Here is a 24,584-nt window from a genome sequence, read left to right as displayed (position 1 = left end):
CAGGACGGCCACGAACTGGGGGGCTCCGCGAAGGTGCTCATATAGACCTTGATAACAATTAGGGAGAATGATGCTACAAGGACATCAGGATTGTCCGACAGCGTAAAACTATTACAAAACCTGTAACAGGCCGGCGGGCGGAATGAGGCCGGCCGCTGGGCGCGCATTTCGACGGGTCGCCTGGTGCGGGTACTTTTGTTCAATACACCCCACCCCGTGACCGGCCAGCATAGCCGCCTCACAACAAAATGGATCTCCTTCATGAGCTTGTCCCTCTCCATGGCCGCCTTCGCACTGGCGGCCTCCATCTCCCCCGGCCCGGTCAACATCGTCGCGCTTGGCAGCGGTGCCCGTCATGGCCTGCGGGCCAGCCTGGGCCATGTGACCGGCGCCACGCTGGGCTTCTGTGTGTTGCTGGTGCTGGTCGGCCTGGGCCTGCACCAACTGCTGGTGCGCTGGCCGGTGCTGGGGCTGCTGTTGCACTGGGGCGGTGTGGCGTTTCTGCTGTACATGGCATGGAAACTGGCCAGTGACAGCGGCGAGCTGGGCAGCACGCACCCCGAGCAGGCACCGTCGGCCTGGCACGGCGCCGCCATGCAGTGGCTCAACCCCAAGGCCTGGTTGGCAGCGGTGGCCGGGGTTGGCGCCTACACGGGCGGCGAGCAGCAGCTGCTGTGGCTGTTCACCTGGATCTACGGGCCTATCTGTTTCGTTTCGGTAGCGTGCTGGGCCTGGGCCGGCAGCGTTATCCGCCAGTACCTGGGCAACCCGCGGCATATGCGCCTGCTCAACCGAGGATTGGCCGTGCTGCTGGTCGGCAGTGCGCTTTACCTGGTGATCTGAGACCGACCCGGCCCCGCCTTTGGCGGCAGACGCTGGCCTATGCAGGCGTGCGCGCGCGGGTGCCAGCATTGCGGTAATGCCCCGGTGTTGCCGCCAGGTGCTGCTTGAAGGCGCGCTGCAGGTGCGCCTGGTCGGCGAAACCGGCTGCTTGTGCCACCTCGGCGATAGCCCGCCCTTGGCGCAGCTGCGCCCGCGCCAGTTGCACGCGCTGGTCGAGCAGATAGCCGTGGGGGGTCAGCCCGAAATGCTGGCCAAACGCCCGGATCAGGTAGGAACGCGAAAGGCCACAGGCAGCACAGATATCCTCAAGCCGCAGTGCATCGCAGCGATGGGCACGGATGAACGCGGCTGCGGCCTCCAGCCGTGGGTTACGCACTTCGGCGGCCTGCGCACTGCCCTGCAGCAGGGCGGGCAATTCGCGGAACAGCGTGGCCAGGCGCGCCTCGCGGTCCGGCACACTGGCATCGAACAGCTCGGCAAAAGCCTGCAACAGCCGCTGGTACAGCACGGCAGAGGTGCTGAGTGTCTGCACCGGCAAGGTGAACCCCAGCGCCTGCAGCCACGGCCAGTCGACGAACAGCATCAGATAGGACCACGGCTCCCCTGCAATCGGGTTGCAGGTATGCACGACGCCAGGGTTCATCAGGACGGTAGTGCCCGCCGCAACCTCATGGCGCTGATCGCCATTGAGGTAGGTGCTACGCCCACCGGTGATCACCCCAATGGAAAAGCTTTCATGAGAATGCGCGGCGTAGCACACCTGGCGCCCGTCGCCTACCTTGCGGGCCTCGACAAAGGGTAGCGCAGGGTCGCGCCAGAACCGTGATACCTCGATCATTGCCATCCCCAGTTGCCGTGTGCCTGGATACTACACAGTTATTGCGGGAACAGGTCCAGAGTGCGTTCCACTTCACCGATATCGACCCTGAACCCGTCGCCCTCCGGCAGACCGACCACGAAGCCGAAGTGCTGCTGATCACGGTCGGTCAGGTACTTGTAGTAGCTGACGAAGCGGTTCGGCGGCTGCAGCGTCAGCAGGCAGCCGCCGGGCTGCAGCACATTCACGCCATGCACCAGTTGGCTGCCCTCCACGCCAATCACCACCTTGGCCCCGGCGCAGGCGGCGATGATGCTCGGCACATCCGACTTGAGCGGGTTGACGATGCGAAAACCCCGAGTAACCCGCAGGTGCTCGGCAAGCGCCAGCTCGTTGCGCAGCAGGCGCAGGTCACCATCACCGCCGCGCAGCAGGAACACACCCGGGTGCGGCGCATGGGCGACATGCGCCAACAGCTTGTCGCCCATGGCACGGTAGCGGGCATGCCGGCTGCGGTTGTTGCTCTGATCGTCGAACAGCACCAGCTCCCGGAAAAACGCACTGCGCAGGCGCAGCGGCTGCATATCCAACCAGTCTTCGTAGGCCGGTGCCTGGGTGAACAAGGGGTACCTGGCCGACGGTGCCGTGGTCACCGGCACGCCCTCGTTGCAGGCCAGCGCATACGTGGGGCAATCCTCCATCAGCCAGGTGCCGAACCATGAATTGCCATTCTGCGTGCAGTAAATGGCAGCGCGGTCGATTTCGTGGTCCACCGCAATGCGCGGAAAGGTGTTCGGCTTCTGCGACAGCCAGTGGCTGGCCTTACCCTTGTACAACGCCCCGTCGACCAGCCATACATCCTTGATCAGGTAGCCACGGGTCGGCCCTTGCAGCGCACTGATGCCACCCTCCATGGTGCGCGCCGGGTGCACGTAGGGGTAGAACCGCTTGCCTTCCCATCCGGTGACCCGCTCCAACTGCCCCGGCAGGTAAATGGCCGGTGGCGACACCGTGGTCTCGCCCGGGGCGATGTCCCAACTTTTGCTGGCAAGGCTTTTGACGTCGATTGGCGGGGTTCTGCCCAACCGTTTGCGGGCGATGTAACGGTAGGCAGCGAGGGTCCAGCTGCGTGGCGCAGCGGCCGGCGAAGCATTGAACTGCGAGATGTCGCTTCTCATGAAGCGTCCCCCTTGATGGCGAGGTTCAGCGCATGGCGCAATAGGATGACTCAATGCATCCGTGCGCCCCTTCAACTGCACATGACGCGCTGCATGATGGGGGGTGACTGCTGGTTGGCGTAGCGGTTGCGCAGGGCTTGCACGAAGGTTTCGCCAGTGGCGTTGTCGCCGTAGAGGTAGATCTTGTGCAGGCCGCCGAACACCATCTCATGGTAGCGGCTGGCAACTTCGTCATCGCTGGGGCCTGCTGGCAGGCCCAGGTGCAGGGTCAGTTTGTCGCCTTCCATTGCAAACATGGGCGTGTCCCACAGAAACTTCGCCGTACCGGTCTTTGGCAGCCGCACGAACAGGTAAGCATGGTTGCCCAACGAATCGATGTCGCCCCCACGCCGCCGCTTCCACTTCAGCAAGCCGTCGTCCGGGCGCGCCAGGCACAGGCCGATGTCGTAATAATCGAAGCCGTGTTCCAGGGCCCATTCCAGGGCCATGAAGGTGGTGATCGAGTTCACTTCGCGCAACTTCCTGGCGTCTGAAAACACCGCTTCGCAATAGCCGAAGCGCAAGGTGCTCCAGTAACGCTTGCCATCGCGCACCACCTCGCAACCGAGGTGGCAGCCGATAACCTCATCGCCGCAGGTAATCAGGTCGAGCCGCCCGACACTCTGGGCAATGCGGAACACTTCGTCGGTGGGAAACTGCGCCGCATGAATGCCCTGCCTGGCAGTCGCGTACGGCCGCAACAGCTCACGGTCGGCCATGGCAATTTCGTCATCGGCAAGTGCCTGGCGCATCTGGTAAAGCGGGCGGTTCTTGCGAATGCTGCGCCGCAGTTCACTGTCGTAGCGCGCGGTGATGTCTTCCAGGGGGCGCCCCAGTGGCACCACGGCGCTCAGATAGTGCGGCACCGACAGCGCGCCAGTAGTGGGCATTTCGCTGATCAGCACCACATGGTCGGCAGGTGCGCTGGCACTGGCGCTTTCCACGATCGCCGCACTGCCCTGCCCCTTGCCGCCAATCAGCAGCTTGGCCATTTCCCGTTGGTGCTTGCGGCCGATGTAAAGGATCTCGTAAGGGCTTTCCTGTTGCAGCCGAAACCTGGCAACTTCCCAGCGCCACAAACAGGCGCGCGCCATTACCTCACGCACTTGGCTACCCAACTGTCTGATTTCGTAACGGGTGGAGGGCGATATGAATTTTCGCGCCGCTGCGGTCAAGGTCGCTTTCATTTCTTCTTCCACGTCCTTTGAAGTGCCAGGGTGTATCGGAACAAGACAGATAAACAGCGGAAAAACATCTAACGCATTGATATTCAGAGGTTAGGCCGCACATTAATTTCACATTCAGTAACAATTTAAGGTGGGCGAAATCACTTTGGCAAGTGGCACTTGGCTGGTATTTGTCTGAATTATTCTGGCGTCAAATTTCCTGCCGCCACTGCGTTTAGTTGCAACAGATTGCTATAAGCGTGCCGACATCACGAGAAGCGGTTACCACTTCGCTATTGATAACTGGCGTTTGATGCCTTCTTTGCATAAAGAGGTGCATCATCATGATAGGCAACAATCCACACCACGCCCTGCTCGCGGCACAACTGCCGCATTGGGCACGCTGTGCCAGCCCCGGGCAATGGGGCGCTTTACAGGCCAGTCAAAATGCCCCTGGCAGTTGCAGGACTGGTTCGACAATGCCGCACCCGACCTGCGCGAGGCGGTTTGCGCCAGCCAGAACCAGTTGCTGCATGCGCAAGCGGCCTTGGCAAAGGCGCTTAAAGGGCTCAAGCAGATCAGTGAGTTTGCCGAACCACTGCTAAAAGGCCGCCTGGCAGAACATGGGCTGGACACGCCCTTGCTCCATACCCAACTACTGCGGGTCGAGCATGATTGGCATTGGCTGGGGCTGCGTCATCTTTACAGCCATCGTCGCGATAGCCTGCTGCAGGCTGCCCTGCAGAACTTCGCCGATGATGAAACCTTCACACCCGAAAGTGCCATTGCCCTGGGGCTTCCCCAACCTCAGGCACCTGATGCTGTCGGATTGCCGCTTCGACCGTGTACCGCGCCTGCCCCAGCCGTGGCAATTGCACTGGCTGGACCTGGACAGCAACCGCATTACCTGGGATGCCAATGCCCAGCGAACACTGGACCGCTACACGCGGCTGGTGCAACTGGACCTGTCGGACAACCCGCTGATCAGCGCACCGGACCTGCGCAATCTTGCGCAACTGAAAACCTTGTTCCTGTCCGGTTGCAGCCTCGTCGAACTGCCGCAAGGCCTGGACCAGATCAGCGAACCGTTCGTGCTGGACCTGGCTTCCAACCAGTTCCAGCACCTGCCTGCAAACTTCGCGGTCACCCGGCCTGTCGCCGATGCCTTGCGCCTTGAAAGCGAGTGGCTGGGCACGCCCGTGCGGGCTCAGATCGACGCCTACAACGCCGCGCACCAGGTCGACCTGCTGGTCAGCGAAAGCGACTACCTGGATTTCTTCGACGAAACAGGCCCCGACGAAGGGGCGCTGTGGCAGCGCCTGCCGCTGCCGTACCGCCGTGACCTCAGAGCGTTGCTGGACATGGAGCCATTCCAGTCTCAACCGCAGCATGCACGCGTGGAGTTCTGGCGACGGCTGGCCGTGCTCGACGCCGATCCGGCGCTGCGCCAGCAAGGCCTGATGCGCCCGGCCCAGGCACTGTTCACCCTGGCGCTCTGAGCAATCCGCAGCGCCTGGTCGAACAGCCAGGCGCTGCGCTCACGGGTGTACCACACTGGTGTTTTTCCCGGCGCCGGTGCATGCTCAGTGCTGAAGCGATTCACCTGGCTTGAAATCCGCCCTGTAACGTGAGGTGCAGTAACCATGGACCGTCTGCTCGATTCACTCTTCCCCACCGCTGATAGCATCCCGGAAACCTGGCGCCTGGGGGGCCCACTGGAACAACGCGAATACCTGGTCAACGGGCAACTGCGACGCTGGGAAGGCCCGCTGGCCACGGTGCGCAGCCCCGTGTGGCTCAAGCAGGGTGACGAGGAACAGCAGGTCATACTGGGCAGCGCACCCTTGCTCGATGCCGATACCGCCCTCACCGCCCTCGATGCCGCCGTGCAGGCCTACGACAAGGGCCGTGGCGCCTGGCCGAACATGCGGGTGGCCGAGCGTATCCAGCACGTGGAGACCTTCCTCGCCCGTATGCGCGAACAGCGCCAGGCGGTGGTCAAGTTGCTGATGTGGGAGATCGGCAAGAACCTCAAGGACTCGGAAAAGGAATTCGACCGTACCTGCGACTACATCGTCGATACCATCAACGCCCTCAAAGACCTCGACCGCCGCTCCAGCCGCTTCGAACTGGAACAAGGCACGCTGGGCCAGATCCGCCGGGCCCCGCTTGGCGTGGCGCTGTGCATGGGCCCCTACAACTACCCGCTGAACGAAACCTTCACCACGCTGATCCCGGCGCTGATCATGGGTAACACCGTGGTGTTCAAACCGGCCAAGTTCGGCGTGCTGCTGATCCGCCCGCTGCTCGAAGCGTTCCGCGACAGCTTCCCGCCTGGGGTGATCAACGTCATCTACGGGCGCGGCCGCGAAACGGTCAGCGCACTGATGGCCAGTGGCAAGGTCGACGTGTTCGCCTTCATCGGCACGCACAAGGCTGCCAGCGACCTGAAAAAACTGCACCCACGCCCGCACCGCCTGCGCGCGGCCCTGGGCCTGGATGCCAAGAACCCGGGCATCGTGCTGCCGCAGGTCGACCTCGACAACGCGGTCGAAGAAGCGGTGACCGGTGCGCTGTCATTCAACGGCCAGCGCTGCACGGCACTGAAGATCCTGTTTGTGCACGAGGACGTGGTCGAGGCCTTCCTCGACAAGTTCCAGCGCAAGCTGGCCGCGCTCAAGCCCGGCATGCCGTGGGAACCTGGGGTGGCCCTGACACCCCTGCCCGAACCCGGCAAGATCGACTACCTCGATGGCCTGGTCGCCGATGCCAGGGCCAAGGGCGCCCAGGTACTCAACGAAGGCGGCGGCCACAGCCGCGGCTCGTTCTTCTTCCCGGCGCTGTTGTACCCGGTCAACCACAGCATGCGGGTGTACCACGAAGAACAGTTCGGCCCGCTGGTACCGGTGGTGCCCTACCGCGACCTGCAAACGGTGATCGACTATGTGCTGGACTCTGACTACGGCCAGCAACTGAGCCTGTTCGGCAACGACCCGCAGACCATCGGCAGCCTGGTCGATATATTCGCCAACCAGGTCGGGCGCATCAACATCAACGCGCAATGCCAGCGTGGCCCTGACACCTACCCGTTCAACGGCCGCAAGAACAGCGCCGAAGGCACGTTGTCGGTGGATGATGCCTTGCGGGTATTCTCGATCCGTACCCTGGTCGCCACACGCTTCCAGGACGCCAACAAGGAACTGATCAGCGACATCATTCGCAATCGCCAGTCCAGCTTCCTGACCACGGACTACATCTTCTGACCGCTCGCTTTTGCGCCTGCATGACCGATTCCAGGCAACAGGGCACCGCACCGGTGCCCATTGCCAGGAGCATCGACTCGGCGGTAACCGAGCGGCCAGTTGAAAGCGGCAGCGCTTTGCTTGAAGCTTGAGGCTCGTAGCTTGGAGCTGCTTCATGCGAATCATCGACAAAACCGCCACCCAGGTGCGCAGCCTGACCCCCGCCGAAGAAGAGCTGCTGGTCGGCTTTGCCACCGGCACCCTGGGCGGCCCGCGCCTGCTGCAGGCCAACCAGCTGCTGATGAAGGTGCGCAATGCCAACCAGTGGCTGGCCTGCGATTGCCGTAACGACGCCTTGCCGGTGCTCAATGTCACGCTCAATGGCAATACCGGCACGTTGTTCCTGAAGAACAACCCGGGGACCGCCGAGCATGCGGCCGGTTGCCCCTTCAGCAAAGACGAGCGCGAAGCCGCCGAGCGCGAAAACGACCCCACGCCACCCGCCGCCTGGCTGCCACCCGACACGCCCCTGCGGCTGATTGGTGATTTCCGTGCCGGCGGCGCTGGCGACGGTGGCGAAGGCAGCGAGCGACGCGCACAGCAGCGCCTGCTGGCGCTGTTGCTGACCTGGATTGAGACCAGTGGCCTGAACCTGTATGCCACGCACCTGAAGAAGGACCTGACCGGGCAGTTTGCCGAACTGCGCAGCGTGGCAAGCCGCTACCCGCTGCTGGAGCGGGTGCCGGCCAGCAACTACCTGGAAACCCGCCTGGACATGAAGCACATGATGATGCTCAAGGCGCGGTTGCGCGAAGCCAAGGTGTTCGGCAACCACCGCCGGCACGGCCTGTTGCTTGACTGCGTCGATCAGATCAAGGGGCGCAAGCTGTTCAACAACCGCAACGAAGACGGGTTCGATTTCCAGGGGCATCACTTGTACTGGGGCGGCAGCCGCACCAGCGGACCGCTGCTGGCACTGATGCTGTACTCGCCGACCAGTGCCGGCAGCCACTACTACGAGCTGATCCATGTGGCCAGCGTACCCGTGCTGTCCCGCGCCCACCTGTTCCCCGTGTACCGCGACGAGGAGCGCGAGCCGCTCAAGGCGTTGGTGTCGCTGGTCGACTGGATGGCCAGCAAGGGTGTGAAAGTGCAGATGCGCCGGCCGGTGATCGGCGGCGCGCTGGCAGACGAGTTGGTGATGACCTCGGATCAGGACCGGGTATTGTCGATATCGCTCCTGGAGCAACCGCTGGGCCCCGAGCCGGACGCGGAGAACTTCAAGCGCTACGCCGATTTCAAGAGCCCGGAAACCTTCCGCAAGTTCGTTGCCGGGTTCTTCATGCGCGAACGCTGAACATCGCCTGTTGTTCGCACCCATTGGCGCCATGGGCCAGCCTGCACTAGCGTTGTGCTACCAGCCAGGCAAAACGTTCATGCGGAGCCCCAACCCATCATGCCGGACCTGCGCCCGAACCCGACGCTGTGCCTGCAGTACCGTGCCGAGCAGCCTATTCACCAAGCCTTCCTGCAACAGGCTGAGCGTTGTCCCGAAGCCCCTGCAATCATCACCGCGCACAGGCTTTGCACATACGCCCAGCTGGCGCAGATCAGCCAAGGTATCGCTGCGTATTTGCTGGAAAAAACCGTCAATAGCGACGACCGTGTGCTGATTGTTGCCGAGCGGGGTGCGGCACTGGTCTACGCCATGCTTGGCTGCCTGCGCGCCGGGCGGGCGTTCAGCGTGGCCGATGCGGCCTACCCTGCCGCCCGCCTGCAACAGCTCGCCAGCAGCTTGGCACCTCGGGTAGTCCTGCGCTGTGGCCAGGCACACGTCGAAGCAGCAGACGCCTGTGTGGTAACTGTGCCCCAGGACCCGGTCGAGGCACTGCATGCCTTTGACCGGCCAACGGCGCAACTGCCCGCGGTCAGCGCAGGGCAACCGGCCTACATCACCTTCACCTCGGGCAGCACCGGCGAGCCCAAGGCGATCGTTACCCATCACGCGCCGCTGGTGCACTTCATCGACTGGCATGTGCACCAGCACGGGCTGACCCAGGCCGACACGTTCTCGCTACTGTCCGGCCTCGGCCACGACCCGGTTTACCGCGATGTATTCACGCCACTGTCGCTGGGCGCCAGCATTGCCTGCCCGGCCCAGGCCAGCCTTACCGACCCTGCACAGCTGGCCAGCTGGATTGCGTTGCACCGCGTCAGCGTCATTCACCTCACCCCACCGCTTGGCAAGCTGATCGAGACCGGCGCGCAGCTGCAGGGCCAGCTGTTCAGGCAACTGCGTTACCTGTTCTGGGGCGGCGATGCACTCAGCCCGGCGCTGTACCAGCAAATGCGTGCCGTGGCGCCGAATGCCGTCAACGTAAATTTCTATGGCACCACCGAAACCCCGCAAGCCATGGCGTACCACACGCTCGACCCGACCGCGGAACAGGCCCGGGTGCCCCTGGGCAAAGGCATCGCCGATGCGCAACTGCTGGTCGTGAACGCGGCCGGGCAACTGGTGGGCGAAGGTGAAACCGGCGAAATCCTGATCCGCAGCCCCTATCTGTCCCTTGGCTATTGGGGCGACCCGGCGCTGACCGAAGCCAGGTTCATCACCAACCCGTTCACCGGGCTGGCCAGCGACCGCTGCTACCGCACTGGCGACTTGGGCACTTACCTGGCCGATGGCAGTGCCTGTTTCCTCGGCCGGGCTGACGGCCAGGTGAAAGTGCGGGGGCACCGCGTGGAACTGGCGGAGATAGAAAACACCATCAGCCGCCTGCCTGCCGTCCGGCAGTGCGTAGTACTGGCCAACCATGACCACCCATTGCCCCGCCTGATTGCCTACTGCGTGTTGCATCAGCCCGGCAGCGCCGACGACCTGCGCCTGGCTATCGCCCGCCAATTGCCGGACTACATGGTGCCGGCACTGTTCATCTTCGTGCAGGCCATACCGCTCACCCCGAACGGCAAGGTCGACAAACGCGCCCTGCCCGCCCCGGTTCAAGCGCCGACCAGCCAACCCTCGTCAGCGCTGGCCGAGAAGCTCTGCAGCGAGTGGGCACGAATACTGCGGGTGCCGCGCCTGGACCCACGCTTGAGCTTTGTCGAGCTGGGCGGTGACTCGCTTTCATTCGTACAGGCCTCGAGGGTGCTCGAGCGGTTGATCGGCCACCTGCCAGACCGTTGGGAAAGCCTGCCGGTCAACCAGCTGGCCGAGCTCAGCGCACCGCATGAAGGCGGGTGGCGGGTCATGGAAATGCCGGTGTTCGTGCGTATGCTCGCCATCATCCTGATCGTGGTCGGCCACCTCAGCGGCATGACCCCTTGGCCGATCGTGGGCGAAACGTCGGTACTGTTCCTGGTCTCTGGCATCAGCCTGGCGCGTTTCCAGCTCAAGGCCATTGAAACCCGGGGGGATGCACGCACACTGCTGCCGTCCCTGGCCGCCATCGTGGTGCCGACCGTGCTGTATACCGCTCTGCTGCAACTGGTGTTCGACCGGGTGCACTGGCAAACGCTGCTATTGGTGTCCAACTGGTTTGCGACCGGCGAGGTTGGCCTGTTCAACTACTGGTATATCGAAGTGCTGGTGCAGATGATCGTGATCATTGGCCTGGTGCTGTCGAGCAAGCGGGTACGCCAGGCCGTCAACGCTGCCCCGTTCCGCTGGCTGATCATGGCTGCCTGTACGCTGGTAGCGGTGGATGTGTTACTCGACCGCTGGGTGTTCGACGCCAGTGGCCTGCTGCACCGGGTGCCGCAACACTTCCTGGCGGTGATGGTGCTGGGCATGGCCGTGCACCATGCCGATACCCCCGCACGCAAAGCGTTGGCCAGCGCGGTAGCGGTGCTGGTGGTTGCAGAACTGGACCTGATGGCGGTGGCCGGTATTGGCTGGCAGGCCGTCACCCACTACGTCGATATTGCCTTGCCGGCGATGCTGGCGCTGATCTGGCTGCGCGCAGTCCCCGTACCGGCCTGGCTGGCACGTGCGGGTGCGGTGATTGCTTCGGCCACCCTGTTCATCTACCTGACGCACTTCCAGTTCCAGTCGGTGGCGGACCGTATCGCCCCCTACCTGCTGTTCGAGGTTGCCTTGGCCATCGCCGGGGGCGTGGCCGTGAGTGTCGCGTGGAATACGAGCACGCGCTGGCTGCTCAGCCGCTGGCGGGCTGGCCGAAAAACGCGCGGGGATGATGACGGGGTGCAACGCGTGACCTAGCCCGCCAGTTCAGCCAGGACTTCAGCCGACGTGGTGACCTGGCGGAAGTGGTGCTGCCATAGCTCGATGCCAAGCTTGCCGGAACGGTCCAGCGAGGAGCCGACCGTCATGTCGGTGACCAGGGTAGGCATCAGCCCAGCATCGAACAGGGCAAAGCCGGCGGCCAGCACACAGGTTTCGGTCTGCAGGCCACACACCAGCACGCGCTCCACGCCCATTTGCCGGATGTACGCGATCGCTTCGGCGCTTTGCCCGTAACCATGCTTGACGAACACCTGGTCAGCCTCCACCAGGCTTTCGTCCTCTGCCGCCGGGTGCCAGCCAAGCTGGCGGGCAAACGGCGTGACCCGCTCGTCGTGCAATTCGACCGAGGCTACGGTAGGAATATTGGCTGACAACCGCCGCAGCCCATCGACCAGCCACTCGGGCGGGCTGAAGGTGGACTGGACATCGACGATTAACAACACCTGGCGCATGGGCGAATTCCGGCACGGGCAAAAGCGCGGAGTATACCGCGCCTGCACGGCCGCGGTGGCTGCCCACGCCTGGCTGGCGCTCAGGCACGGCCAAACCACCCTGCAGAGGCTTGCCCCCCGGTCACATCCGGCGCTGTTTCAGCTATGATCGGGCATCCCGCCGAGGACGCCGTGAACCATGCCCGTAGACCTGCACGCGTTGTACCCCAGGCTGATCCACCTGATGCTCGACACGGTCTTCGTGGTCGACCGGGACAACCAGATCATCTTTGTCAGCGATGCCTGCGAAGCGCTGCTGGGCTACCGGGCATGCGAGCTGGTCGGTACCGCAATTACCGACTACATGCACCCCGAAGACCTGGCAACCACTCGCGCTTCGATCCTGCGGGTCATGAATGGCCAACCGCATTACGACTTCCACAACCGTTACATCCGCAAGGACGGTGGCGTGGTGCATATACTCTGGGCAGCCTGCTGGTCAGATGAGGCTCAGGCCCGCATCGGCGTGGCGCGTGACATTACCGCCCAGCACCAGGCCGAAGCCGAGCTGCGCTTTCTGGCGCATCACGACCCGCTGACCCGGCTGGCCAACCGGGCCATGTTCAACCAACGGCTGGACGCCGCCCTGGCCAGCGCCCGGCGCCATGACCGCCCATTGGCATTGCTGTTTATCGATATCAACGATTTCAAGCAGATCAACGATAACCACGGCCACAGCGTGGGCGACCGGGTACTGTGCACACTGGCCCGGCGCCTGGAAAGCTGCGTAGCGGGCAGCGCGACGGTGGCGCGGATGGGCGGTGACGAGTTCACCGTGCTGTTGCCCGATTGCCCGTCAGCCGAGGTCGTGGCCGCACAGGTGCAGCATATCCTGGCCGTCATGGCCGAGCCGCTGGATGCCGAGTTGGCCGGGCTCCAGGCACCTTCCTGCAGCATCGGCATCGCGCGCTTCCCCGAAGACGGCACCGATGCCGATATGCTGCTGCGCCATGCTGACGGCCACATGTACCGGGTCAAACGGCAACGCACCGCGGCAGGCTGAACACAGATGAACAGGCGCGACCCTGAAGACGCTTTGCTCGACAGCTGGCAGCACAATGCCCAGGCCTGGATTGACGCAGTACGCAGCGGCGCCATCGCGCGCCGCCGCGAGGTGACTGACGCCCAGGCTCCAGGGCACCGTGTAGTCAGAGCACTGGCTTGCGCACCGCGCCGCTCCGGGCTTTGGCCATGGCCGCCAGGCGCACCGCGACGTTAGCCGCACCGTAGCCGCTATACCCCCCCTTGCGCTGGATGATCTCGAAGAAAAAGCGCTCTTCGAATGGCTCGGTGTACACATGGAACAGCTCGCCACCCTGGGCGTCGCGGTCATAGAGCACGTTGTAGTAAGCCAACTCGCTGAGGAACTCGTCGTCGAAATCGAAGCGCGCCGCCAGGTCGTCATAGTAGTTCAGCGGAATTTCCAGCAACGGCACACCGGCCAGCTTGGCGCGCGCCACTTCGCTGAAGATGTCGTCGCAATCGAAGGCAATATGGTGCACCCCGGAACCGCGGTAGCTGGACAGCGCATGGGCAATGGCGGTGTTGCGGTTTTCCGAAATGTTCAGCGGCAGGCGCAAGGTGCCGCACTGGCTGCGCAGGGCGCGGCTCTTGACCAGGCCGTACGGGTCGGGCAGCACCACCTCGTCGTCGGCGGCGAAATCGAACAGGCTCTTGTAGAACAACACCCAGCTGTCCAGCGACTCGGCTGGCAGCGCCAGGGCCATGTGGTCGATGCGGCGCAGGCCACCGGTGGCGGTCACGCTCGGGTCCAGGCTGAAGTCGGTGTCATACAGGGTATGCCCGGCGGTGCCCTGCTCTACCAGGTACAACAGGCTGCCATCGGGTGCGCGTACCGCTGGCACCTCGCACTCGTTGGGGCCGACCAGGCCGCGGAACGGCTGGCCACGGTAGGCAGTGGCACGCTTGAGCGCAGCCTGCTGGTCCTTGACCCGCAGCGCGGTGGCGCACAATGACGGGCCATGGGCTTCGAAGAAGTTGTGGCCAAAGGAGTAAGGCTCTGCGTTCAACACGATGTTGATATCGCCCTGGCGCAGCAGTTGCACTTCCTTGCTGCGGTGCTTGCCCGCTTCGGCAAAGCCCAGCCGTTTCAGCCAACTGCCCAGGCGCGCGCCGACGGCCTCGTCGACCGCAAATTCCAGGAACTCGACGCCGTCATAGCCACTGGCCGCGGGCGGGGTGAACAGTACGCCAGGCTCGATCGGGGTATTTTCCTGTTCCAGGCGCAGCCGGGTTTGCTCTTCCAGGTACAACAACGAGCGCAGGCCGTCGGCGGCGTTCTGCCGGGTGGGCGCTGCACGGAAGCCGTCATTGAAGATTTCCAGCGACAGCGGGCCACGGTAGCCGGTGGCCAGGATCGGCGCGAGGAAGCCGGCCATGTCCATTTCGCCTTGCCCCGGGAAGCAGCGGAAGTGGCGGCTCCACTCCAGCACGTCCATGGCCAGGATCGGTGCGTCAGCCATCTGTACGAAGAAAATCTTGTCGCCAGGGATGTCGCGGATCGCGCGCGGGTCGCCCTTCAGCGACAAGGTATGGAAACTGTCGAGGATTACCCCGAGGGCCGGGTGGTCGGCCTGGCGCACCAGGTTCCAGACCTGCTGGTAGGTGTTGACGTGGCGGCCCCAGGCCAGCGCTTCGTAACCGATACGCAGGCCACGCTTGCCAGCATGTTCGGCAAGCAGCCGCAGGTCGTCGACCAGCACCTGTTCATCGCCCAGGGCATCGGCCTGGACGTTGCTGCACACCAGCACCAGGTCAGTACCCAGCTCCTGCATCAGGTCGAACTTGCGCTCGGCGCGGTCCAGGTTTTTCTGCAGGCGGTCGCGGCGGCAGCCTTCGAAATCACGAAACGGCTGGAACAAGGTAATGGCAATACCCAGGTCGGCGCACATCTGCCGCACCTGGCGGGGGCTGCCGGCATAGTAGAGCAGGTCATTTTCGAAGATCTCGACGCCGTCGAAACCGGCGGCGGCGATGGCTTCGAGCTTTTCCGGCAGGGTGCCGCTCAAGGACACGGTAGCGATCGAACGCTGCATGGCGGGAGTTCCTTGTTGTTTGGAAGGTATACAGTGCCAGACAGGCAGAAAGACCTGTCACAGTTTATGGCACGATCGATTATTCGCAGGTAGAGTCGCTGCTTCAATCTCTTTGTACGGAATGGTTAGTTTTGCGTTCGATTATCGCACAAAACCCGTTTTAGCGAATTGCCAGTCAACTGGCCCGTGGTCAACATGATCCACAGACGCAGGCACACCGACCGCTGCCTCCTGCCTTGGCAAACACCCCTGGCGGAACCTGCGCAAACAACAATAACAACGGAGACAACGATGGCTCACTCCAGCTCGCAAGCAAAAAAAGCGACCGCCAGTGGATGGATAGGCTCGGCACTCGAGTACTACGACTTTTTCATCTATGCCCAGGCCGCTGCACTGATTTTCCCGCAGATCTTCTTCCCCAATACCGACCCGAAAATGGCCATCATCGCTTCGCTGGCCACCTATGGCGTGGGTTACCTGGCGCGCCCGGTGGGCGCCTTCGTGCTGGGCCACTGGGGTGATACCCGTGGCCGCAAGAACGTGTTGCTGCTGTGCATGTTCCTGATGGGCCTGTCGACCATGGCCGTGGGCCTGCTGCCTACCTACCACGACATCGGCTTCCTGGCACCGGCCTTGCTGGTGGTGCTGCGCCTGATCCAGGGCTTCGCCGTGGCCGGGGAAATTTCCGGCGCCAGTTCGATGATCATGGAGCACGCGCCCTTCGGCCGAAGGGGCTACTACGCCAGCTTCACCCTGCAGGGTGTACAGGCGGGCCAGGTCATGGCAGCGGCGGTCTCCCTGCCACTGGCGTACTTCATGCCCAGCGAGGCCTTCAATGACTGGGGCTGGCGCATTCCCTTCCTGATGAGCGCCATCGTGCTGATCGCCGGTTTCATCATCCGCAAGGAAGTGCATGAAACCCCGGCATTCGTGAAGGAAGAGAAACAGGACAAAGTGGCCAAGTCGCCGATCAGCGAAGCGTTCCGCCACAGCTGGAAGCACATGGTGCTGGTGATGTTCATGGCCCTGATGAACGTGATTCCGGTAGTCGCCACCATCTTCGGTGCGGCCTACGCGGTGCAGCCGGCCTATGGCATCGGCTTCGACAAGAGCGTTTACCTGTGGATCCCCGTGGTCGGCAACATCGTCGCGGTGCTGGTGATTCCGTTCGTCGGCAACCTGTCGGACAAGATCGGCCGCCGCCCGACCATGATTGCCGGCTGCCTGGGCTCGGGCCTGCTGGCGTTCGTCTACCTGTATGCGATCAGCATTCAGAACGTGCCACTGGCATTCATCACCTCGATCGTCATGTGGGGCATGGTCTACCAGGGTTACAACGCGGTATTCCCAAGCTTCTACCCTGAGTTGTTCCAAACCCGCTACCGCGTTTCGGCCATGGCCATTGCGCAGAACATCGGCACCATGCTGACCGCCATGTTGCCGGCGCTGTTCGCCCTGGTTGCGCCACCCGGCTCGGACAACATCCCGCTGGTGATCGGTGGGTTGGCGTTCTTCATCACTTGCGTGTGTGCCCTGGCGGCCTACATTGCCCCGGAAACCCATCGCCTGGCGATGGAAGACCTGGGTAACCCGCAGGCCAAGCCGATGGAAAAGGAAGCCTATGAAGCCAGCCGTAAAGGCAGCGTCCAGGCGGTAAGCCACTGACAGGCGCGGGGCCGCAAAGCGGCCCCAGCCATTTCAGCCCTGAACCACGCCCTGCAAGCGCGCCCACAGCCGCTCCACATCGCCCCGCTCGGTCGGCAAGGCGCCGATCGACACCCGTACCATCCAGCGGCCATCCAGCGTCGCCGGGGTCACGTAGGCATCACCGCTGGCGTTGAGCCGCTGCGCCCAAGCCTGGGTGTACGTGTCCAACGCCTCGCCCTCCAGCCCCTGCGGCCGATGACGAATGCACAAGGTCTGCAACTGCACGGGCGCCAACAGCTCCCAACCCTGCGCAGCGCTGACCTGCCCTGCCAGCCAGCGGGCATTGTCCAGGTCGCGTCGCAGCCGCGCCTGCAACGCTTCCACGCCCTCGCTGCGCAACATGAACCACAGTTTCAACGCGCGGAACCGGCGCCCCAGCGGGATGCCCCAGTCACGCAGGTTCTTCACCTCGCCATCCACTGCCGACTGCAGGTAGCTGGGGTTGGTGCTCATCACTCGGATCAGGTGCTGCGGGTCGCGCACGTAATAGATCGAGCAATCGAACGCCACGCCCAGCCACTTGTGCGCATTGACCACCACCGAGTCGACCAGCTCGATGCCGTTCCACATCCAGCGGCATTCCGGCAGGATCATCGCCGAACCGGCCATGGCCGAGTCGACGTGCAGCCACAGGCCGTGGGCCTGGGCAATTTCGCCGATCGGGCGCAGCGGGTCCACGGCTGTGGTGGTGGTGGTGCCGGTGGTGGCCACGACGGCGCAGGGCTGGTTGCCGGCAGCCAGGTCCTGCTCGATGGCCGCCTGCAAGGCCTGCGGGCGCAGCGCGTAGTGTTCGTCGGTGGGGATCAGGCGAATGTTGTCACGCCCGAACCCGGCCAGCAGCGCGGCCTTGTCCACCGAGCTGTGGGCGTGGGCACTGACATACACGATCAATGGCCTGGCTTCGGCCTGCAGGCCACCCCGCACCAAAGCGTAATCGGTGGCGCGTTCGCGCGCGCTGATCAACGCCACCAGGGTGCTGGTCGAGGCGGTGTCCTGGATGACCCCGCTCCATTGGCTGGACAAACCCAGCAACTGGCGCAGCCAGTCGAGGGTGGTTTCTTCCAGTTCGCTCAAGGCCGGGCTGGACTGCCATGACAGGCCAAGCACACCCAGGCCGGTACTGAGGAAGTCACCCAGTACCGAGGACAAGGTGCCATTGGAGGGGAAGTAGCCATAGAAGTCAGGGTGCTGCCAGTGGGACAGGCCAGGCATGAGCAGTGCGTTGACGTCGTCGAGAATGGCCTCGAAGGGTTCACCTTGCTGGGGGGCTTGCCCTGGCAAGGCGGCCTTGAGGTAACCGGGTTCGACCTGGGCCATGACCGGGCGCTCGCCCACGGTCTGGCGGTAGTCGGCGATCAGGTCGATCAGCTGGTGGCCGTATTGGCGGAATTGTTCGGGGGTCACGCGGGCTCTCCTTTGGGTCATCCGTAGCCTGTTATGGCCCCATCGCAGGCAAGCCAGCGCCCACAGAACAGGACGCTGGCTTGGACAGGGCCAGCACAGGCAACACAATGCCCCCAGTCTAGGCGCCTATACCCAGACGAATAACCCCATGTCACGCATAGTTGCTATGGCAAACGCGCATGCCCACCCTGCACGCCGAACTGCGACTGGCGCCACAACTCGAATACCCGGTTGCGTAACCAGCGGTGCTCGGCCGAGGCCTGCAAACGCTGGTGCCACACCACCCAGTAGCGCTGACTATGGTCGATAAAGCCCAGCGGCCGCCAAGCCAGGCCATGCAAGCGGCTCAGTTGCCGGGCGATGTGCTCGGGGACGGTGGCCACGGCCTGGCTGCCGGCAACCACCTTGACCGTGGCACAGAAGAACGGCACCTCCAGGCTGACCCGCCGCTGCAGGCCCTGGGCGCGCAGGTGGCGGTCGATGAAGCTGTCCTTGTCGCCGCCACCGGAAATCCGCACGTGCTTGTGCGCCAGGTAGTCCGCCTGGCTGAGGGTGGCTTGCGCCGTCAGCGGATGGTCGCGGCGCATCAGGCACACCGCGCGGTCCTCACCCAGCAGGCGCCCGTGCAGGTTGGGTGGCGACTCGTCGAACAGCGTGGTCGCCAGGTCGATCTCGCCGCTGGCCAGCAAGGCGTACTGGCCGGCCTGCCAGGTGCGGTATTCCAGGGAAACCCCCGGCGCTTCCTGTTCCAGCGCAGCCACCAGCAACGGCAGCATGTGTTCGGCCACGTAGTCCGAGGCAGCCAGGCAGAAGCGCCGCTCGCAGCGGGCCGGGTCGAAGACTGCAGGCTGACGCAGGGCCTGCAGCTCTTCAAGCACTTGCCGCAGGGGCTCGACCAGGGTTTCGGCGTGTTCGCTGAGCACGTAGCCACGGCCTTGGCGAACCAGCAAGGGGTCGCCGAACGCTTCGCGCAGCAGGGCCAGCTGGCGGCTCAGGGCCGGCTGGCTGACGCCGAGGCGCTCGGCAGCGTGGCTGAGGTTCTTCAGCTGCAGCAGGTGGTCGAGGGTGCGCAGGTGGGTGAGGCTGAGGGAGGCGAAGGTGGGGTTCATCGGGTTCGGCTCCGGACCGCTGCGAGGGCTTCGCCCTCGTTTCGCGATACAAGGCCGCGCCTACAGAAGCGGCCTTGCGACGCGATGGGCCGCAAAGCGGCCCCAATTGCACAGATCAGTCGGTCAGACCAACATAAACATTCTGCACATCATCGTTCTCGTCGATCGCTTCGAGGAACGCTTCAACCTCAGCCAGCGCTTCGGCGCTCAGGCTGGCCGCGCTCACCGGGTTTTTCGGGGTATAGCCGATTTTCGCCGAGGTCACGGTGAAGCCATGCTCGGGCAGGGCCTTCTGCACCGCGTCCAGGTCGGTAGTGTCGGTAATGAACAGGGTCGAGCCCTCTTCTTCACCTTCTTCGAAGTCCTGGGCACCGGCTTCGATCGCGGCCATTTCCGGGTCGGCATCGCCTTCGGGGGTGGCTTCGATCAGGCCGACATGGTTGAAGTCCCAGGTCACCGAACCGCTTGCGCCCAGCTGGCCCTTGCGGAACAGCACGCGGATCTGCGCAACGGTGCGGTTGACGTTGTCGGTGAGGCACTCGACGATCAGCGGCACCTGGTGCGGGGCAAACCCTTCGTAGCTGACGGCATGGTACTGCACGGCCTCGCCGTCCAGGCCAGCGCCTTTCTTGATGGCGCGTTCCAGGGTTTCACGGGTCATCGAGGCTTTCTTGGCCTGGACGATGGCCAGACGCAGGCGCGGGTTCATGTCCGGGTCGGCGCCAGATTTGGCCGCAATCTGAATTTCCTTGGCCAGCTTGCCCATGATCTTGCCCTTGGCATTGGCAGCTGTTTCTCTATGCTTGGCTTTCCACTGTGCGCCCATGTCGACTCTCTTTGTTTCAGCGGCCGGTTCAGGAAGCGACCGGCCAAAAGTGGGTGCAGTTTATACGCCCTCGCGCATGGGTTCGACAAGAAATCTCATCAGCCTCGATCCGCTTGCCTGCCGCCCTGGCAGCCGCCTGGCACTGAACTGCCCCTAGCGGGTAGCGATCACGAACAGCCTCGGGAACGGCAACAGCACCTTGCCATCGGTGGCCGGCGGATAGTCGCGCTGCATGGCCTGCAGGTACATCTGCAGGAAATCACCCTGCGCCCGCTCATCGAGCCTGGCCAGGTAAGGGCGCAAAGCCGAACCTTTGAACCACTCCACCACCGCCTCGGCGCCGCCCACCAGCGGGTGGTGATAGGTGGTGCGCCACACATCGACCCGCGCGCACAGCGGGCTGAGCAGGTCGTAGTAAAAGGCCGCCCCGTGCCGGGGTGGCAGTTGCAGGTCGGCGAACTTCTCGGCCCACGGGCCCTGGCTGGCAATCTCGCGCAATTGCCGGTGGGCCGGCTCATCGAGGTTGTCCGGGGTCTGCACCGCCAGGCTGGCGCCTTCGCTCAACTGGCGCACCAGGTGCGGGTACAGCTTGGCATGCTCGGGCACCCACTGCAGCGAGGCATTGGCAAGGATCAGGTCCTGCGGCTCCGGGGCCGACCAGCCGCTGATGTCGGCAACCACCGTGCGCACCCGGGGGATGCACAAGCGTTTGCGTTCCCGGGCCTTGGCAATCATGTCCGGGTCGCTGTCCAGCGCCATTACCTGGGCATCGGGGTAACGTTGCAGCAGTACCTCGGTGGAGTTGCCAGGGCCGCAACCCAGGTCGGTGGCGTGGCGTACCGGGCGTGACGGCACGGCGGCCAGCAGGTCGCGCACGGCGCGGGTACGTTCGTCTTCGAACAGCGAATACTGGGTGGCGGACCAGGCCATGTGCAGCTCCTCCAGGCGGGTGATAAGTGGAGCATACGCCATGTGGCGGCCGGCGCGTTCGTTGCGGCACACGCAATGAACTGTCTGGCTGGGTGCAGGGTCATCTGCTGTATGCGCAGCCACCTGAAAACCTATATCGCCATTGCCATCCTGGCCCTGATCGCGGCCGCCGCCCTGCTCGGCTCACCGTGGATGAACCAGGGCTTTCACATGCCCGCCGAAAAAACCCAGGCCCAACAACGCGAAACGGCCGGGTCCCCACGGGAGCCGGCCGTTTCCAAGCGCGAGTGACGCTTAGTGCTGCTTGCTGCCAGAGCGGATCTGGTGCACCACACCCATGGCCACCACGATGGCCGCCGCCACACCGGTGGAGATCACCAGGATCTGGTAGTCAGGCATGAAGGCCATGGTGACCAGTGCCGCCACGATGAAGGCGATGACCAGGTAGGTCAGCCAAGGGAACAACCACATCTTCAGGCGCACTTCCTTGCCCTCGGCGATCAGCTTGCGGCGCATGCGCAGCTGCGAGAAAGCGATCACCAGGTACACCAGCAGGGCAATCATGCCAGTGGTGTTCATCAGGGTTTCCAGCACGTCTTTGGGGCGCAGGGTCTCGCTGAAGTTGATCAGCGCGCAGACCACGGCCACCGCGCACGAACCCATGATCGCGTACACCGGTACACCGGTGCCGGCGCGGGTGATCTTGAAGAACGACGGTGCATCGCCCCGCTGGGCCAGCGAGAACAGCATGCGCGAAGCGGTGTAATGGCCAGAGATCAGGCAGCTGCTGACCGAGGTCAGTACCACGAAGTTCATCAGCAGTTCGGCGTACGGCACGCCCAGCAGCTCCAAGGTACGGCGGTAGGCGCCATAGCCGGAAACCCCCAGGTGCGGGTCGTTCCACGGTACCAGGCAGACGATCAGGAAGATCGAACCGACGTAGAACAGGCACACCCGCCACACCACCGAGTTGGTCGCCTTGACGATCTGAGCGGCCGGGTCTTTGGCTTCGGAAGCGGCAATGGTGACGATTTCTGCGCCGAGGAAGGCGAACATCACCCCCAGCAAGGCGCCAATGACCGTGGTAATGCCGTTGGGCATGAACCCTTCGGCGGTGAGGTGGCTGATGCCGCGCACTTCACCGAATTGCCAGACGTTGGTTACCGCAGCGGTACACACGATCAGGAAGCAGACGATCGCGATCACCTTGATCAGGGCGAACCAGAACTCGAACTCACCGTAGTGCTTGACGTTGAAGAAGTTGACGGTGATCAGCAACAGGGTCGTGGCCAGCACGAACACGTTGACGCTCACATCCGGGAAGAACCCATGGAGGATCTTGCCGGCTACGTAAGCTTCCCAGGCCATCAGAATGACCCAGTACCACCAGTACAGCCAGCCAATGGTGAAGCCGGCCCAGCGGCCGATGGCGCGGTCGGCGTAAGTGGAGAACGAGCCGGTATCAGGCGAGGAAGTCGCCATTTCACCGAGCATGCGCATGATCAGCACCACCAGGATGCCGCCTGCCAGATAGGCCAGGACAGCGGCTGGGCCGGCGCTGTGGATCACGCTGCCGGAACCGACGAACAAGGCGCCGCCAATAACCCCGGCGATCGACATCATCGTCAGGTGGCGCGACTTCAGCGAGGCACTGAGCTTGCTCTCGTGCCCGCTTTTCGCGGTGGTGGTAGTGGATGTTGCGTCCATCAGTTGTGTACCCCGTGCTTCTTTTTATCCAAGGAAAACCGTGAAACCCCGATGGCTGGCGGTTTCACCTGTACATCAGTGCTAATGCGGGCAGGATGGTGTGCGCGAACACACGCAGGCCTTCCATGGCGGCCTGCTGACGCGCCCCAGGGCTGGCGCCTGGCGCGAACTGAACATGCTATTGGTGGCGATATCTGACACCTAATGTAAAAATGTCCGACGCAGAGAGCCATGCACAGTGGCATCAAACTCGCACTGCACTGTACAGGTCGCCTATGCAGTACACCCTGCAATTGCCTGGCGATACGCACCCTGAAGGCCCCGAATGCTCGAACTACATCCAGACTCCTCGACCCCGTTGGTGAACCAGATCATCGACGCGCTGCGCGAGCTGATCGATAACCAGACCCTCAAGCCTGGCGCCAAGGTGCCCTCGATTCGCGCCTTTGCCGCGAGCTACTCGGTGAGTACCTTCACCGTGGTCGAGGCATACGATCGCCTGGTGGCCCAGGGCTTGCTGGTGAGCCGGGGCAATGCAGGTTTTTTCGTCAACCGCGCGGCAGCCGAGCTGCTGGATCAGCACAACGCCGAGGCCGACACCAGTCGACCAACGTTCAACTCCGAGTGGTACCTGCAACAGATCTTCGAGATCCGTCAGTTGCCCTACAAACCCGGATGTGGCTGGCTGCCCAACGACTGGATGTACGAAGAGGGCCTGCGCCGTGGCCTGCGCCAGGTGGCTGGCAGCCCGCTGGAACTGTCGGGGTATGGCGACCCCATGGGCCTGCCGGAGCTGCGTGCACTGACCGCGCAGAACCTGCAGCAGGAATTGTCGATAGTGGCCAACCCGGCACAGCTGATGCTGACCCACGGCGCCAGCCAGGCGCTGGACCTGGCCGCACGCACGCTGGTCCGGCCGGGGGACGTGGTACTGGTGGACGACCCGGGCTACCCGAACCTGATGAGCATCTTGCGTACCCAGGGCGCGACGCTGGTCGGCGTCCCGCGTACCCCGGCGGGCTACGACCTGAACCAGTTGGAGCAGTTGCTCGCCCATCACCGCCCGACGGCGTTCTTCACCCAGCCGCATTTGCACAGCCCGACCTGCTCGCGCACCCCGCTGCCGCAGCTGCACCGGCTGGGGGGGGCGGCCCGCCCGCCCGGCCGCCCNNGCAGCTGGCCAGCCAGCACGGCTTCCGCCTGGTCGAGAACAACCTGTACGCCGACATGGTCGCCGAGCCGCAGCCCTGCCTGGCCAGCCTCGACCACCTGCAGCAGGTGGTGTACGTAGGCAGCTACTCAAAGAGCATTTCGCCCAATGTGCGCGTCGGCTACATGCTGGCCAACCCCGAGCTGATGCAGAAGCTGCTGCAGCTGAAAATGCGTTCGGGCCTGACCACATCGCAGGTGATGGAGCGTGTGGTCTATGCCGCGGTCATCGACGGCCGCTGGCGCAAGCACCTCAAGCGTCTGCGCCAGCGCCTGGCGGAGGCGCATCAGGAAGTTGGCCGGCATCTGCATCGATTGGGCTTCGAATTGTTCATCGAATCCGACGAAGGCATGTACATCTGGACCCGCCATCCGGCGCTCCCGGACAGCGCGGCATTGCTGGACGACGCGCTGGAGAAAGGCATCATGCTCGGGCCTGGGCAGTTGTTCATGGTCGATGCCAAAGCCACCGGCTGGATGCGCTTTAACGTGGCGTTCAGCACCGACCCGGCGATGTGGGAGTTGCTGGAGAAAGTGTTGGTCAAGCATGTGCGTCGGGCTGGGCTTTAAGCCATACCGGTCGTGTGAACTTGAGATCGAGCGCCGCCCGC

The 24,584-nt window shown here is 63.7% G+C and carries 18 protein-coding genes and 3 pseudogenes; 11 read left to right on the top strand and 10 right to left on the bottom strand.

Annotated elements, in window-relative coordinates; all coding sequences use genetic code 11:
- Window positions 1–261: 261 nt before the first annotated feature.
- Window positions 262–843 (top strand): LysE family translocator, encoded by a 582-nt coding sequence (locus G1E_RS14900; RefSeq protein WP_009685561.1) that lies wholly within the window; start codon window positions 262–264, stop codon window positions 841–843.
- A 37-nt stretch (window positions 844–880) separates the two neighbouring features.
- On the opposite strand, the gene G1E_RS14895 is transcribed toward G1E_RS14900, so the two are convergent.
- From G1E_RS14895 to G1E_RS14885, 3 genes are all read right to left on the bottom strand, one after another.
- Window positions 881–1,681 carry an AraC family transcriptional regulator gene (locus G1E_RS14895; protein WP_009685562.1) on the bottom strand — a complete coding sequence of 267 codons (801 nt, stop codon included), beginning with the start codon at window positions 1,679–1,681 and terminating at the stop codon, window positions 881–883.
- 38 nt (window positions 1,682–1,719) lie between these two features.
- Window positions 1,720–2,838: a glycosyltransferase 61 family protein gene (locus tag G1E_RS14890; protein ID WP_009685563.1), complete on the bottom strand. Its 1,119-nt coding sequence runs from the start codon at window positions 2,836–2,838 to the stop codon at window positions 1,720–1,722.
- Window positions 2,839–2,909: 71 nt separating this feature from the next.
- Complete coding sequence (locus G1E_RS14885) at window positions 2,910–4,064, bottom strand: hypothetical protein (protein WP_009685564.1); 1,155 nt, start codon at window positions 4,062–4,064, stop codon at window positions 2,910–2,912.
- 292 nt (window positions 4,065–4,356) lie between these two features.
- On the opposite strand from G1E_RS14885, the pseudogene G1E_RS30255 reads away from it, so the two are divergent.
- From G1E_RS30255 to G1E_RS14865, 5 genes and pseudogenes are all read left to right on the top strand, one after another.
- Window positions 4,357–4,776 (top strand): annotated as a pseudogene (locus tag G1E_RS30255) (hypothetical protein); the annotation flags it as partial.
- A gap of 22 nt (window positions 4,777–4,798) precedes the next feature.
- Window positions 4,799–5,542, top strand: a complete 744-nt coding sequence (locus G1E_RS28345) for a leucine-rich repeat domain-containing protein (RefSeq protein ID WP_156327344.1) — start codon at window positions 4,799–4,801, stop codon at window positions 5,540–5,542.
- A 144-nt stretch (window positions 5,543–5,686) separates the two neighbouring features.
- Entirely contained in the window at window positions 5,687–7,306 is a 1,620-nt protein-coding gene (locus tag G1E_RS14875) for an NADP-dependent glyceraldehyde-3-phosphate dehydrogenase (RefSeq protein ID WP_009685567.1), read from the top strand.
- A gap of 154 nt (window positions 7,307–7,460) precedes the next feature.
- Window positions 7,461–8,642: a hypothetical protein gene (locus G1E_RS14870; protein ID WP_009685568.1), complete on the top strand. Its 1,182-nt coding sequence runs from the start codon at window positions 7,461–7,463 to the stop codon at window positions 8,640–8,642.
- Between the two features lie 99 nt (window positions 8,643–8,741).
- Window positions 8,742–11,510, top strand: coding sequence for an amino acid adenylation domain-containing protein (locus G1E_RS14865; RefSeq protein ID WP_009685569.1), 2,769 nt, complete (start codon window positions 8,742–8,744; stop codon window positions 11,508–11,510).
- Here G1E_RS14865 and G1E_RS14860 read toward each other — a convergent pair.
- Window positions 11,507–11,986 (bottom strand): isochorismatase family protein, encoded by a 480-nt coding sequence (locus G1E_RS14860; protein ID WP_009685570.1) that lies wholly within the window; start codon window positions 11,984–11,986, stop codon window positions 11,507–11,509. The genes G1E_RS14865 and G1E_RS14860 overlap by 4 nt on opposite strands.
- Window positions 11,987–12,164: 178 nt before the next feature.
- Between G1E_RS14860 and G1E_RS14855 the strand changes: the two genes are divergently transcribed.
- Window positions 12,165–13,028 carry a sensor domain-containing diguanylate cyclase gene (locus G1E_RS14855; protein WP_009685571.1) on the top strand — a complete coding sequence of 288 codons (864 nt, stop codon included), beginning with the start codon at window positions 12,165–12,167 and terminating at the stop codon, window positions 13,026–13,028.
- Between the two features lie 6 nt (window positions 13,029–13,034).
- A pseudogene (locus G1E_RS29550) lies at window positions 13,035–13,148 on the top strand (class I SAM-dependent methyltransferase); the annotation flags it as partial.
- Between the two features lie 25 nt (window positions 13,149–13,173).
- Here the strand turns inward: G1E_RS29550 and quiC are convergent.
- The gene (gene quiC, locus G1E_RS14850) at window positions 13,174–15,081 is read right to left on the bottom strand and encodes a 3-dehydroshikimate dehydratase QuiC (protein WP_009685572.1); all 1,908 of its coding nucleotides are present in this window, start codon (window positions 15,079–15,081) and stop codon (window positions 13,174–13,176) included.
- A gap of 291 nt (window positions 15,082–15,372) precedes the next feature.
- Here quiC and G1E_RS14845 point away from each other — a divergent pair, with 291 nt between their 5' ends.
- Window positions 15,373–16,746: an MFS transporter gene (locus G1E_RS14845; protein WP_047149908.1), complete on the top strand. Its 1,374-nt coding sequence runs from the start codon at window positions 15,373–15,375 to the stop codon at window positions 16,744–16,746.
- Window positions 16,747–16,779: 33 nt separating this feature from the next.
- On the opposite strand, the gene G1E_RS14840 is transcribed toward G1E_RS14845, so the two are convergent.
- The 4 genes from G1E_RS14840 to tam all read right to left on the bottom strand — a co-directional run bounded on the left by G1E_RS14840 (window position 16,780) and on the right by tam (window position 21,057).
- Window positions 16,780–18,192 carry a DOPA decarboxylase gene (locus G1E_RS14840; RefSeq protein ID WP_047149907.1) on the bottom strand — a complete coding sequence of 471 codons (1,413 nt, stop codon included), beginning with the start codon at window positions 18,190–18,192 and terminating at the stop codon, window positions 16,780–16,782.
- Between the two features lie 164 nt (window positions 18,193–18,356).
- Window positions 18,357–19,301, bottom strand: coding sequence for a LysR family transcriptional regulator (locus G1E_RS14835; RefSeq protein ID WP_009685577.1), 945 nt, complete (start codon window positions 19,299–19,301; stop codon window positions 18,357–18,359).
- Window positions 19,302–19,416: 115 nt separating this feature from the next.
- Window positions 19,417–20,127 carry a YebC/PmpR family DNA-binding transcriptional regulator gene (locus G1E_RS14830; protein ID WP_009685578.1) on the bottom strand — a complete coding sequence of 237 codons (711 nt, stop codon included), beginning with the start codon at window positions 20,125–20,127 and terminating at the stop codon, window positions 19,417–19,419.
- A gap of 153 nt (window positions 20,128–20,280) precedes the next feature.
- Window positions 20,281–21,057, bottom strand: a complete 777-nt coding sequence (tam, locus tag G1E_RS14825; protein WP_009685579.1) for a trans-aconitate 2-methyltransferase — start codon at window positions 21,055–21,057, stop codon at window positions 20,281–20,283.
- A 111-nt stretch (window positions 21,058–21,168) separates the two neighbouring features.
- Here tam and G1E_RS14820 point away from each other — a divergent pair, with 111 nt between their 5' ends.
- Window positions 21,169–21,348: a hypothetical protein gene (locus G1E_RS14820; protein ID WP_009685580.1), complete on the top strand. Its 180-nt coding sequence runs from the start codon at window positions 21,169–21,171 to the stop codon at window positions 21,346–21,348.
- A 3-nt stretch (window positions 21,349–21,351) separates the two neighbouring features.
- Here the strand turns inward: G1E_RS14820 and G1E_RS14815 are convergent, their stop codons facing one another.
- Window positions 21,352–22,764 carry an amino acid permease gene (locus G1E_RS14815; RefSeq protein ID WP_009685581.1) on the bottom strand — a complete coding sequence of 471 codons (1,413 nt, stop codon included), beginning with the start codon at window positions 22,762–22,764 and terminating at the stop codon, window positions 21,352–21,354.
- Between the two features lie 325 nt (window positions 22,765–23,089).
- On the opposite strand from G1E_RS14815, the pseudogene G1E_RS14810 reads away from it, so the two are divergent.
- A pseudogene (locus G1E_RS14810) lies at window positions 23,090–24,543 on the top strand (PLP-dependent aminotransferase family protein).
- Window positions 24,544–24,584 lie beyond the last annotated feature (41 nt).

This window comes from Pseudomonas sp. TJI-51 (assembly GCF_000190455.2).
Taxonomy (GTDB): domain Bacteria; phylum Pseudomonadota; class Gammaproteobacteria; order Pseudomonadales; family Pseudomonadaceae; genus Aquipseudomonas; species Aquipseudomonas juntendi.
Note: the sequence above shows the minus strand (reverse complement) of the source record. Positions and strands in the feature narration are given on the sequence as shown.